Annotated in this window: 10 protein-coding genes; 5 read left to right on the plus strand and 5 right to left on the minus strand. The window is 62.1% G+C overall.

Annotated elements, in window-relative coordinates; all coding sequences use genetic code 11:
* The first annotated feature begins 5 nt into the window (after positions 1-5).
* Positions 6-2,192, plus strand: a complete 2,187-nt coding sequence (locus RTH74_RS23185; protein ID WP_316916202.1) for a patatin-like phospholipase family protein — start codon at positions 6-8, stop codon at positions 2,190-2,192.
* Between the two features lie 55 nt (positions 2,193-2,247).
* On the opposite strand, the gene RTH74_RS23190 is transcribed toward RTH74_RS23185, so the two are convergent.
* The 4 genes from RTH74_RS23190 to recQ all read right to left on the minus strand — a co-directional run bounded on the left by RTH74_RS23190 (position 2,248) and on the right by recQ (position 8,565).
* Positions 2,248-4,281 (minus strand): FimV/HubP family polar landmark protein, encoded by a 2,034-nt coding sequence (locus RTH74_RS23190; RefSeq protein ID WP_316916203.1) that lies wholly within the window; start codon positions 4,279-4,281, stop codon positions 2,248-2,250.
* 337 nt (positions 4,282-4,618) lie between these two features.
* Complete coding sequence (locus RTH74_RS23195) at positions 4,619-5,050, minus strand: MarR family transcriptional regulator (protein ID WP_106733964.1); 432 nt, start codon at positions 5,048-5,050, stop codon at positions 4,619-4,621.
* A 131-nt stretch (positions 5,051-5,181) separates the two neighbouring features.
* On the minus strand, positions 5,182-6,342 hold the full coding sequence (locus tag RTH74_RS23200; protein WP_316916204.1) for a GGDEF domain-containing protein: 1,161 nt from the start codon (positions 6,340-6,342) through the stop codon (positions 5,182-5,184).
* A 90-nt stretch (positions 6,343-6,432) separates the two neighbouring features.
* Positions 6,433-8,565 (minus strand): DNA helicase RecQ, encoded by a 2,133-nt coding sequence (gene recQ / locus RTH74_RS23205; protein WP_316916205.1) that lies wholly within the window; start codon positions 8,563-8,565, stop codon positions 6,433-6,435.
* A 171-nt stretch (positions 8,566-8,736) separates the two neighbouring features.
* Here recQ and RTH74_RS23210 point away from each other — a divergent pair, with 171 nt between their 5' ends.
* The 4 genes from RTH74_RS23210 (at position 8,737) to lapD (ending at position 12,553) form a co-directional block, all read left to right on the plus strand.
* Positions 8,737-9,321, plus strand: a complete 585-nt coding sequence (locus RTH74_RS23210; RefSeq protein WP_099525336.1) for a YecA family protein — start codon at positions 8,737-8,739, stop codon at positions 9,319-9,321.
* Positions 9,322-9,365: 44 nt separating this feature from the next.
* Positions 9,366-9,764, plus strand: a complete 399-nt coding sequence (locus tag RTH74_RS23215) for a YbaN family protein (protein ID WP_099525335.1) — start codon at positions 9,366-9,368, stop codon at positions 9,762-9,764.
* 152 nt (positions 9,765-9,916) lie between these two features.
* Positions 9,917-10,597 carry a cysteine protease LapG gene (gene lapG / locus RTH74_RS23220; protein WP_316916206.1) on the plus strand — a complete coding sequence of 227 codons (681 nt, stop codon included), beginning with the start codon at positions 9,917-9,919 and terminating at the stop codon, positions 10,595-10,597.
* A 9-nt stretch (positions 10,598-10,606) separates the two neighbouring features.
* On the plus strand, positions 10,607-12,553 hold the full coding sequence (gene lapD, locus RTH74_RS23225) for a cyclic di-GMP receptor LapD (RefSeq protein WP_316916207.1): 1,947 nt from the start codon (positions 10,607-10,609) through the stop codon (positions 12,551-12,553).
* A 93-nt stretch (positions 12,554-12,646) separates the two neighbouring features.
* On the opposite strand, the gene RTH74_RS23230 is transcribed toward lapD, so the two are convergent.
* A complete protein-coding gene (locus RTH74_RS23230; protein WP_099525332.1) occupies positions 12,647-12,988 on the minus strand; it encodes a tryptophan synthase subunit beta in 342 nt (113 codons plus the stop codon).
* Positions 12,989-13,122: the final 134 nt, after the last annotated feature.

A 13,122-nucleotide genomic window follows, 5' to 3' on the forward strand; every position in this document is an offset into this window, starting at 1 on the left:
CCACCATGCGCCGCCTGCTCTTTTCGTTGCTCTACCTGTTCGCCCTCTCCAGCCTGCCCGTCATCGCCGCCGACCGTGTCGGTCTGGTGTTGTCCGGCGGCGCCGCCCGTGGCCTGGCGCACATTGGAGTGCTCAAGGCGCTGGAGGAACAAGGTATTCGCATAGATGCCATCGCCGGCACCAGCATGGGAGCCATCGTCGGCGGGCTGTACGCGTCCGGCTATTCGGTGGCGGAACTTGAGCGTCTGGCGCTGGAACTGGACTGGCAACAGGCACTGTCCGACTCACCGCCACGTGAGGACGTACCTTTCCGGCGCAAGCAGGACGACCGCGATTTCCTGATCAAGCAGAAACTCAGCTTTCGCGACGACGGCAGCCTTGGCCTGCCGCTGGGCGTGATCCAGGGCCAGAACCTGGCGCTGCTGCTGGAAAGTCTGCTGGTACACCGCAGTGCCACTCGCGACTTCGATCATCTACCGATCCCTTATCGCGCCGTGGCCACCGATGTAGTCACGGGCGAACAGGTGATCATGGGCAGCGGTCACCTGCCGCAGGTGATGCGCGCCAGCATGTCGATCCCTGCGGTGTTCGCCCCGGTGGAAGTGGACGGCCGCCTGCTGGTCGACGGCGGCATGGTCAACAACGTGCCCATCGACGTGGCGCGACAGATGGGCGTCGATCACGTCATCGTCGTCGACCTGGGCATGCCACTGAAACCGGCCAAGGAGCTGCTCACCGTCGTCGACGTGATGAACCAGTCGATCAACCTGATGATGCGCAAGAACTCCGAGGCGCAACTCGAAACGCTGGAAGCGGACGACGTATTGATCCTGCCACCTCTGGCTGGCTTTGGCGTCGCCGACTTCAATCGGGGCGAACAGATGATGGAGGCCGGCTATCGCGCCACACAGATTCAGGCAGAGCGTTTGGCTCGCTTGCGCACCGGCAGTGCCGGCAACCCGGCACTGGCCATGGCGCGCTCGCGCGAACAGCGCACACCGGTGATTCGCGAGATCCATGTGGAGAACGACTCGAAAGTCGGCGACGCGGTGATTCGCCGGCACATTCGCCAACCGCTCGGCGAGCCACTGGACATGGATCGCCTGCAAAAAGACATGGGCACCCTTTACGGTCTGGACTACTTCGAGCGCGTGCAATACCGCGTAGAGCCACTGGACGAGCGCGGTAGCGCCCTGGTGATCGATGCCCGCGGCAAGCGCACCGGCACCGACTATCTGCGCCTGGGGCTGAACCTGTCCGACGACATGCGCGGCGACAGCGCCTTCAATATCGGCGCCAGTTACCGCATCAATGGCATCAACGAGCTCGGCGCCGAATGGCTGACTCGCTTGCAGTTGGGTGACCGCCAGGAGCTCTACAGCGAGTTTTATCAGCCGCTGGACGCCGGCTCACGTTACTTCGTCGCGCCCTATCTGTTCGGCGAGGCGCAGAACGTCGAAGCGATTCTGGACAACGACCCGATCGCCGAATACCGCCTGGAGCGCTACGGCTATGGTCTCAACCTCGGTCGGCAGATCGCCAACAATGGCGAAATTCGCTTCGGTATCGCCCAGGCCTGGGGCGAGGCGGATGTGCGCGTCGGCGAGCGCGATCTGCCCAGCTTCAGCTTCAGCGAGGGGTACTACGAGCTGCTGTACTCCTTCGACACCCTGGACAACCTCGACTTCCCGCGCACAGGTGAGGACATCGGTCTGATGCTGCGCAAATATGATCGCGGCCTGGGCTCGGACGAGGAATATCGCCAATGGCAGCTGAAACTGGACAAGGCCTATAGCCACGGCCCCAATACCTGGCTGTTCGGTGGGCGCTACGGGCGCACCCTGGATCAGGCGGAGGTGGTCACCTCGGGCTTCATTCTCGGCGGTGCCCAGGAATTGTCAGGCTTTCGCCAGGACTCGCTGAGCGGCCAGAACATGGCCTTGGCACGGATGATCTACTACCGGCGCATGACGCAAACCTCGATGCTGCCGCTGAACTTCCCGCTGTACCTGGGCATGTCGCTGGAGCGCGGCCGCGCCTGGAACAACGACAACGCCTTCGACAGTGGCTATATCAATGCGGCCAGCATCTTCCTCGGCCTGGACACCCCGCTAGGCCCGCTGAACTTCAGCTACGGCTTCAACGACGAGCGGGAAAAGGCTCTGTATCTCAATCTGGGCAAGAGTTTCTGAAACGACGAGGCCGCGACATATGCGCGGCCTCGTCAGGTTTAGCAGCACAAGTCTGTCAGGCGATTTCCGCCAGCAACTGGCGCGCGGCCTTCCTCTGCTCGTCATCGCCGTGGTCGATCACCTCGTTGAGAATGTCGCAGGCGGTAGCGATATCGCCTTGCTTGATATAAGCCAGCGCCTGGTTGAGCTGGGCCATATGCTCCGGGTTGCCTGCCAGGTGATCGATATCGCCCTGCAGCGCGGCAGTGGCATCAGCATCGCCGGCAAAAACGTCGAGGAAGTTGTCATCCAGCCCCGGCGCGTCATCGCTCAGCACCATTTCCATCTCACCGAAGGCGCTCAACTGCTCGTCTTCATGATGCAGTTCGAACACCTCCGGCAGCTCCTGCAGGTTGCTGGCGAACGACGGGTCGAACTCCGGTTCTGCAGCAGCCTTGGGTTTGGCCTTGGCGGCAGCAGGGAAAGGGCTGACCAGATCCCAGTCGGCATCCAGCGACAGGTCGTCGAGGTTGAGCTGGAAATCAGGTTCAGTCGCATGCGCTGCCGCCGGCTGCAGCGCAGCCACAGGCTCGGTCGGCGCCTGCTGAGTCGCCAGCAGATCAGGATGACGCGCCTTCAGCGCATCGATGCGTACGGTGTCGAACTCTTCGGCACGCAGCACGGCCTCTTCACGCGCAAAACCCGCCCCATCGCCCAACAGCGCCAGCACCTCGAGTAAACGGAAGCGCAGATCGCTGCGCTGCGGGTCCTGAGCCAGTGCCTTGCTCAGCTCACCACGCGCCTCGCTGACACGACCGTAGGCAATGTAGACATTGGCCGCCTCGAGCGGGTCGACCGGCCCTTGAGCACGTGCCGGGGCTGGCGTCGGGACAGCCTTGGCCACCGGAGCAGCATCAACGGGAACGACAACCGCCGCGAGTTGCGGACGAGGCGGTTGCTGAGGTGGCTGCGCCTTTGGCTGGACCTGCACCACCGGTTTGGTTTTCTCGCCACGGCGCCGCACAGCCCAGAACAGCGCACCGAGCAACAGCAAAAGCCCAATGCCACCGGCCAACAATGTCGACCACCAACCGCGCTCAGCGGGCACCTGCTCGATACTGACCGGCGCGGCGGCAATGGGCTGGGTGACCGGCCCGGCCGGCGCACGCGCTGCCAGCTCAGCCAACTGAGCATCCTTCTGCGCCAATTGCTCCTGCAACTGCTGCAGTTGCACTTGCAGTTGCGCCAGCCCTTGTTGCAGCTGCAGGTTTTCCGCAGCCTGGTTGGCCAGTTCCAGATCGACCTGGCGCTGTTTCTCGGCCAACAGTTCCAGGCTTTCGGTTTGTTGCGGTGCAGGTTCGAGGGCAGCCAGAGGTGCGCTTACAGGCCCTTCGGCAGTGTTTTCAGCGAGCGCAGGTGCGGCCTCGGCAGCGACCGGAGCAGCGGTCGGCTGGACAGCCTCCGCACGGGCGGCATCCGGCAGCAGCAGGTCAGCGCCGGCCTGTAGACGACTTGGATCGCCGCCAGCAAAGGCATTCGGGTTGAGAGCAAGAATGCCTTCCATCAACGCCTGTTGAGACAACGTGCTGCCCTGCTCACGCAGACGCGCGGCGATGGACCAAAGACTGTCGCCACGGCTGACCTGATGGCGGTGCCCAGCAGATGCACTCGGCGGCGTAACCGCTCTGACTGACGAGGCTGGTGCAGCGGTGCGGCTAGAGGGTTGCGATACGGCAGCAGCGCTTGGCGCGGCTACAGCGGAATAAGCCGAAGAGCCAGGTGGATCGAGCAGAACCGTGTACTCGCGCAGTAGCTGACCGTTGGGACGCGCCACTTCGACGATGAAGTTCAGGTATGGCTCACGCACCGGGCGGCTGGACACTACGCGGATTACGCTACGCGAACCCTGCAGAAGCGGTGTGAAACGCAGGTCGTTGAGAAAGTAGAAGCGCTCGACACCCGAACGGCTGAACACCTCGGCCGAGGCCAGCCCGACACGCAGATCCTGCGCGCCCAGGTCGCCCAACTCGAGCAGCTCAATTTCCGCCTCGAAAGGCTGATTCAGCGCCGAATGCAGCGTGATTTCACCCAAACCGAGCGCTGGGGCCATTCCCGAATAGAGAGCGGACCCCGACGCCAAACCCAACATTAACTGACGCACCCGAGCCATGTGACCTCCAGGCTTATCCGGCTCGAACGCCACCTCCTCGACTTCCTGTCTGAGCTTCCCTTGGCCGGGAGGCTGGCGCCCTTGATAATTCCGAGAACGGGCGACAAGGTCCTTGTCGAGACCGCCTCGAATTGCATTATGGCTACTAATTCACAAAGTAGCGGCTTGGACGCCAGTTTGCCGACGAAAGCACGGTGCCATCAAGTTGAATCAGTCAAAAACTAGGCGCAAAAAAGATCTGCTCAAACAGTGATCGGATTTTTGACGGTGCAGGCGGTCACTTCATCAGGTTGCCGAGCACTCGAGCATGCACCTGCTGACAGCGGCGAAGATCATCCTCGTCGATACCGGCGAAGACTTCATGGCGCAGTTGGGTAGAAATCGCTTCGATCTTCTCGATCAGAGGCTGCGCATTCGGTTGCAACGCAATCTTCTTGGCACGGCGGTCTTCGGGTACCGCCACACGAATCACCAGCCCCTGGCTTTCGAGGCTGTCGAGTAGACGCGCCAGAGTCGGCCCTTCTACGCCGACGCTCTGCGCCAATTCACGCTGGGTCGGCATTTCGCTGAAACGCGCCAGGTGCAGCAGCACCAGCCAGCGAGCCTGGGACAAGCCAAGGCCCACCAGGCGCCTATCGAGTTCGGAACGCCAGGCACGGGAAAGCTGGGCAACCTGCATGGCAAAGCGATGTTGATCGGGATAAGACATGGGCAAGCGGACTCATACAAAGGTCAAAAACTAATTATTAGCCAGCTAGCCATAACCCGATGCACAGGGCAAGCGCAGATTGCGCCACGTGCATTGCAGAATGCGACCGACACCTTGCCCACCACTCCAATTCAGACCGCGACCCTGTTACGCCCGAAAGCCTTTGCCTCGTATAGCGCTCGGTCAGCCTGTTCGTACAGCTGGCTCAATTCAGGTTGGCTATCGGGGCTCAGGCAAGCGATGCCGATGGACATGGTCAGTACATCGGCGCTCCCGGAGCCGCGGTGAGCAATGCCCGCTTCCTCCAGCGAATGGCGCAAAGCCTCGGCGCGTAGCTTGGCTTCATCGGCGCTGATGTCGAACAACAACAGCGCGAACTCCTCACCGCCAAGCCGTACGCCCATATCCAGTGGTCGCCGCGCAGCCTGGTCGATCAGTGCTCCGACACGCTGCAAAGCCGCGTCGCCAGCCTGGTGGCCGTAGCAATCGTTGTATGCCTTGAAATGGTCTATGTCGCAGAGCAGCAGTGCCAGCGATATACCCTCACGCTGTGCCTGGCGCCAGAGGCGCTCGAACTGTCGGTTGAAACTGCGACGATTGTGCAGCCCGGTCAGGCTGTCGTGGTGGGCAAGCAGATGCATCAGGCGGCTGATCAGAAAATGCTCGCGTGATTTGTATTCCAGGAGGTAGCAACCGACGGCGCCGATAAGATTACCGAACCCCAGGAACAACAGGTTGTTGATCAATCGTGGAGCCGGCAGCCCTGCAGCCAATTCCGCCAGCACATAGGCGAGCAACACCACCAGAGAACAGGCAAGGGCCTCGCTCAAACGCAGGCCAACCAGAAAGTACGCCGCCATGCTCACCAGCAGCAGACCTTCATAGGGGTAGCCAGGGTCGGCGCGATGAGCGATACCGACAATCACCGTTGCCCCCACGCCGAGCACGAGGATACAGATCATGCTCAGCGGCAACAGAAGATGGCTGTGGCGCCGCCGCAGGATCAGGGTCGCGCAAACCAGCAGGATGACCAGCGCCACCAGGCGCACTGCGATCACCCAGCCCAGGTGCGATGCAGGCACCACCAACATGTCCAGCACCGTCAGGGCCAGCCAGATGACCGTGGCGACGCAGAGCGCGATACGTTTGAGTTCGAAGCCGTCCTCAAGCATATGCGCACGATATTCACGCTCGAGAGCGCGGGAAAAACGCAACCGCCGAAACCCCAGGCTCAACTGCTCGGCATAAGGGCTCGGACGAACCTCGTCGTACCAGGCGTGATAGTCAGGCACCCTCACCTCGTTATCTGGCGGCCTGCCCACACCTTAGCCCTGCGAGCGAAATGCCGCCAGAATCAGGCAGCCAAGTTTCACCGAGGACGCTTAGATCTCGAACTCGGCCTGCAGCGCCGCACGCACGCAGTAGAGCACCGCTTCGTCGACCCGCCCGGCGAATAGCGGGGCAATCTCGCTGACCGCCGGTAATTCGCCCTCGCCATCGAGGAAGGTCTCCTGAATCTCGCCCAACAGTTCCTCAGGAAGATCCAGCGCCTGCTCCAAAGTCAGTTGCTGCTGGGCGATTGCCTCGGCCAGCAGGCTGTAGACGTTCTTCTCGCTGCAACCCAACTGGCCGGCGATTTGCGTCGGGGTCATACCGGCGCGAGCCAGGCTGACCAGCTCATGACGCAGATCGGCCACCGGCGGTGGCGTGTCATCCGCGCCGCTGCCATTGAGTACTTCCAGGAAGGCCTGGCCGTAGCGTTCCAGCTTGCGCGCACCGACGCCGCTGACCTCGGCCATTTCACTCAGCGAGTTGGGCTGGCTGCGCAACATTTCCAGCAACGTGGCATCAGGGAAGATCACGTACGGCGGTACGCTGTGCTCCTCGGCCAGCTTACGGCGCAGACTACGTAGCGCCTCCCACATGTCCCGCTCATGGCCGCGCACCAGTTGGCTGGCGGCGCTACTGGAGGCCTTGGCCGCCTGCGCCGGCTTGGGCTCACGACGCAGTTGCAGGCTGACCTCACCACGCAGCAGCGGCCGGCAGGACTCAGTCAGGCGCAAACCGCCGAAACCGTCCAGATCGACATCGGCCAAGCCGCGGGCGACCAACTGGCGGAACAGGGTTCGCCACTCGACTTCGGAAAAACCCTTGCCAACGCCGAACACTGCCAGGTGCTGATGACCGGCGGCGCGAATCTTCTCGTTGTCGCGGCCCAGCAGAATGTCCACCAGATGGCCGACGCCGTAGCGCTGGCCACTACGATAGACCGCCGACAACGCCTGACGCGCCGGCTCGGTGGCATCCCAGGTCTCGACGCCGTCGATGCAGTTATCGCAATGCCCGCAGGGGTTGGGCAACTCTTCGTCGAAGTAGGCCAGCAGCGCCTGACGGCGGCAGCGTGTCTCCTCGCACAGTGCGAGCATGGCATCGAGCTTGTGCTGCTCGATACGTTTGTGGCGCTCGTCGCCTTCGGAATTGTTGAGCATCTGCTTGAGGAAGATCACGTCCTGCAGACCGTAAGCCATCCAGGCATCAGCCGGCAAGCCGTCACGACCGGCACGTCCGGTCTCCTGGTAGTAGGCTTCCAGCGATTTGGGCAGATCCAGATGGCAGACGAAGCGCACGTTGGGCTTGTCGATGCCCATGCCGAAAGCGATGGTGGCCACCATGATCAGGCCTTCCTCATTGAGAAAGCGCTTTTGATTGAAGGCACGCAATTCGTTGGGCAGGCCGGCGTGATAAGGCAAGGCAGGGAAACCCTGGCTGCTGAGAAAGTCGGCAACCTCCTCGACCTTTTTGCGCGACAGGCAATAGACGATGCCGGCATCGCCCTTGCGCGCTGCGAGAAAACCGAGCAGTTGCTTACGCGGCTGATCCTTGGGCTGAATGCGATAGAAGATGTTCGGCCGATCGAAGCTCGACAGAAAGCGCTCAGCGTTGTCCAGATGCAGGCGCTGGACGATTTCCTCACGGGTACGTTTGTCCGCGGTGGCGGTCAGGGCGATGCGCGGCACATTGGGAAACAGCTCAGCAAGCTGGCCGAGTTGCAGGTACTCAGGCCGGAAATCATGCCCCCACTGCGACACGCAATGCGCTTCGTCGATGGCGAACAGGGCGATATCCAGGCCCTGCAGGAAGCTCAACATGCGCGGCTGCACCAGGCGCTCGGGCGCCAGGTAGAGCATCTTGATCTGCCCGCGACGAATACGGTCGGCGATCTCGCGCTGCTCGTCGGGGCTCAAAGTGGAATTCAGCGCCACAGCTGCCACACCCAACTCGTCGAGGGTGGCCACCTGATCGTCCATCAAGGCGATCAGCGGCGAGACCACCACCGCCAGACCCTCGCGCATCAGTGCCGGCACCTGGAAGCATAGCGACTTGCCGCCGCCGGTAGGCATCAACACCAAGGCATCGCCGCCGCCAGCCACACGCTCGATGATCGCGGCCTGATTGCCGCGAAAGGCGTCGTAGCCGAAAACGTCTTTGAGAATGCGCATGGCGTGGTCGAGCATGAAGGCCTCCAAATCTAGCCGCGCATTATGCCGCAGGATCGCAGGTAACAGGGCGCCTACCCGTCCGAAGCCGTTGAATCGCCGTCAGTAGAGCACCCGCGCTGGTCGCAGAGGCAGCGGTGAACTAGAATCCTTCCTCGTTTATCCCCTAAGCCTCAAGGTAACCCCACGATGTCCTTCGCTGAGCAACTGTCCCGCCTGCAAGCCTTTCTCGATGCCGATGAGCTGCACGAAGAGGCGTTGGACTACGTGGCCGCCCATGGCTACCTGACAGCCCTGGCGATCTGCCCCGATCAGGTGCCAGACCGCGAGTGGATCGACGCGCTGTTCGCTGAGCCGCCGCACTACCGCAGCGACGCCGAACGCGAAGAGATCGAAAGCACGCTGATCCACCTGAAGGCGCATATCTCCCGTCAGCTGGCTGGCGAAGAAGAGCCTGAACTGCCCTGCGACCTGGACCTCGGCGAAGAGCCCGACGACTCCGACCTGCGCGGCTGGTGCATCGGTTTCATGGAAGGCGTGTTCCTGCGTGAAGCCGTGTGGTTCGAAGATGCCGAAGACGAAGTCAGCGAGCTGCTGCTGCCGATCATGGTCGGCTCGGGTCTGTTCGACGAGCAGCAGGAATTTGCCGAGATCGCTCGCGACCGCGACCTGGTGGACAGCATGATCGACCAGATTCCCGAGCTGCTGACCGCCCTCTTCCTGCTGTGCCAGGCTCCGGAAGAAAAACCTGCGCTGCTCAAACCCCGCCACTGACAGTGCCAGCCGGGCCCAGGCCCGGCTGCCGCCAAGACCCACACATGCCGCGTGATATCCAGCCAAGCCGCCACCGCAGTGTCCGCTACCTGCTGCTGAGCATCGGCTGGCTGAGCGTGGCCCTCGGGGTCATCGGCATCTTCCTGCCCGTACTGCCGACCACGCCGTTCCTGCTGCTGGCGGCGGCCTGCTTCGTACGCAGCTCACGGCGTTTCTACCTCTGGCTGGTCACCCACCCGCACCTGGGTCCATGGATTCGCGATTACCTGGAAGGCCAGGGCATCCCGCTCAAGGGCAAGATCTACGCCCTGGTGCTGATGTGGGCCAGCATCAGCTTTTCCTGCTATCTGGTGCCCATGCCCTGGGCGCGCGTGTTCATGCTGAGCAGTGCGGTGCTGGTCAGCCTGTACATCCTCAAGCAGAAAACCCTGCCCAATCCCTGAGCGCTAAACGCACCCCGGATTGCATTCGGCTAAGGCTACCAGTCACCTATTCGACAAGCTTTTGACGCTACTTCCTTGTTCTAACGAAGCGGCCGGCAAAAAGCCGACACCTCGCCTAGACTCTGTCAATCGAGCCTGGAGACGACGACACCATGCGACGGCTGCACGTTCAGGGATGGCGGTGGCGGCTGCTGATCCTGTGGATTGGCGGCGCGCTGCTGGCCGCGTTGGCAGTCGCCGACTGGGACTTTGCCGTGATCGTGAAGAACGCGGAAACCCGCTACGGCAACCTCGGCCCGGCTCGCAAACGTATTCTCGACTGGGAAGAGTTGATCAAGAGCAGCGCCAGCCTGAACGAGGCGGACAAGCTCAACGAGGTCAATCGCTTCTTCAACCGCACCATCCGCTTCGTCGATGACATCCAGCTCTGGCGCGAGAACGACTACTGGGCCACGCCAGTAGAAATGCTGGTCAAGGGCGCAGGCGATTGCGAGGACTACTCCATCGCCAAGTACTTCACCCTGCGCCGCCTCGGCATCCCCAGCGAGAAGCTGCGCATCACCTACGTCAAGGCGCTGAATTACAACCAGGCGCACATGGTGCTGACCTACTACGCCAGCCCCACTGCCGAGCCGTTGGTACTGGACAACCTGATCAACGACATCCGCCCTGCCTCACAACGCAAGGACCTGCTGCCGGTATACGCCTTCAATGCCGAAGGCCTCTACCTGCCAGGTTCGAACACGCGCAAAAGCGACTCCAAGAAGCTCTCGCGCTGGCAGGACATCCTGAAAAAAATGCATGCCGAAGGTTTCGCCGTGGGCGAAGGCTAGGAGGAAACCATGTCCCTGCTCAAACAACTGTTCCTCGCCATCTGCCTGTTCCTAGTGGTTGCCTTCACCGGCAGTTTCATCGCCAGTGTCGAAAGCTCGCGCGAACAGTCGATCAGTCAACTGCGCTCGCATGCTCAGGATGCCGCCACGGCACTGGGCCTGTCGCTGACCCCGCACGTGGACGATCCGGCGATGATCGAGCTGATGGTCAGTTCGATCTTCGACAGTGGCTACTTCGCCAGCATTCGCGTGGTGCGCATCGCCGAAGACAGCGTGATCGTCGAGCGCAGCACCGAGATCAAACCTGAGAACGTACCCGGCTGGTTCGTTGACCTGGTCGATCTGCGGCCCCAGGGTGGCGATGCGTTGATCATGCGCGGCTGGGAGCAGGCAGCACGGGTCGAAGTGTTAAGCCACCCGCAGTTCGCCCTCGCCCGCCTGTGGGAAAGCGCCATCGGCAGCTTGCTCTGGCTATTGCTCTGCGGCCTGGTCAGTGCCGTGCTCGGCGGCTGGCTGCTGCGTACCCAACTGCGACCATTGGACAACATGGTGCAGCAGGCGCAGGCCATTACCCGCCGTGAATTTCTCACCCTGCCCCGCGTGCCACGCACACCGGAACTCAAACGTGTGGTGCTGGCGATGAACCAGATGGTCGACAAGCTAAAGGCGCTGTTCGCCGAAGAGGCCACGCGCAGCGAGAAATTGCGCGAAGAAGCCTATCAGGACAGTCTCACTGGCCTGGCCAACCGCCGTCAGTTCGACATACGCCTGAGCAACCAGTTGGTGATCAACGAGCAGCATCCAGATGGCTATCTGTTGCTGCTGCGCCTCAACGACCTGGGCGGCCTCAACCAGCGTCTCGGTGGCCAGCGCACCGACGCGTTGATCGCCGCATTGGGCGACCAACTCAGACAACTGCTGGCGCTACCAGGGCGCAGCCAATGGCTGGCATCGCGCAACCGCGGCGGCGAGTTCACGCTGCTGGCGCCCGGTCTCAATAGCGAGGACGCAGAGCGCCTGGCCAGTGAGCTCAGCGAAGCGCTGAACAGCCTGAAACAGACCGGAGCCAGCGACTGCGATCCCGTTGCCCACATCGGGATTGCCGCCTTTCGTCCCGGCGAACAGAGCGAGGTGGTGCTGAGTCGCGCGGACCAGGCGTTAGCTCAGGCACAGAGCAACACCGACAAGTGTTGGGAACGCCTCGACGACTTCACCGCCCGGACCACTCAGGGCTTGCATGACTGGCGCAGCTGGATCGACGATGCGCTGACCCAGGGCAAACTGCAGTTGTATTTCCAGCCTGTCGCCGAATGCGCGACGGGCAGGCTCATGCAGCACAAGGTCCTGGCACGCCTGCTTGATCCAGCTGGAGAAGCCATCACGGCCGGGCGCTTCCTGCCCTGGATCGAGCGCCTGGGCTGGGCCGCGCGCTTCGATCTGGCGATGCTCGAACATAGCCTGGAGCACCTGACGCAACATCCTCGCCCCCTGGCATTGAGCCTGTCTGCCGCGACCCTGCGTAATCAACAGGACAAAGCGCGCCTGCTGGATGCGCTGAACACGCATATAGACGTAGCGCATCTGATGACGCTGGAAATCGATGAACGCCACCTACCGCCACCCGCCGAGCTGGAAGCGCTGAGCCAGGCGATTCGTGAGGCAGGTTTCAACCTGGGCCTGCAGCATTTCGGTGGGCGCTTCAGCCTGATTGGCAACCTCACCCACCTGGGCCTGGCGTACCTGAAGATCGACGGTACCTACATCCGCGCCATCGACCAGGAGGGCGACAAGCGGATGTTCATCGAAGCGATCTTCCGCGCCACCAACAGCATCGACCTGCCGTTGATCGCCGAGATGGTGGAAACCGAAGAGGAACTCGCAGTGCTGACCGAACTGGGCATCCACGGCGCCATGGGCCGTCTGATCGGCGCACCGGCGCCGTGGGGCAAGCAATAGCTGCAGGAGCCCCTACCGGGGGTAGTTTCTGAAAATTACGGATGGCGCACCGGCCGCTTCGCCACGCGGCGCATAGCCTACAAAGGCGTGGCTTTAAACCAGATCGTGCTCGTCGTCGCCAAGCAGGCCGCTGAGGCCCTCGATTTCGGCGCGGGCGATGGCACGCTGGTCGAGCTTCTGCCGAGCGGCCTCGGGCAGGTCGGTGTAGCGGATCACACCGCGCTCTACAAGCACGCTGACCACGTCTTCCAACACGCGCACCAGCTCCAGGTCGGATTGCTTCAGGCTGTCCAGGCGCGCCTTGACCTCTTCCTTGGCAGCCAGCCAGGTATGCAACTCCTCGCTTTCGACTGCCAGGTTTTCCGTCATCCCTTCGAAGGGTTCATGTTCAACCCGCAACAAACGCCCGGCAGCGTCGCGCTGTACGTAAACCATCGATGCCTCCAGCAAACGCCATAAAAAAGCCCACCACCCGAAACGGGTAGCGGGCTTACTCTAGTTGAGTGCTTCAGCTAAGGAAACTCTGATAAGCATTTCCTTTTGCCTGAGGGGCCGCCGCAGCGGCGCAA

It is taken from the genome of Pseudomonas sp. zfem001 (assembly GCF_032621725.1).
Taxonomy (GTDB): Bacteria; Pseudomonadota; Gammaproteobacteria; order Pseudomonadales; family Pseudomonadaceae; genus Aquipseudomonas; species Aquipseudomonas sediminis.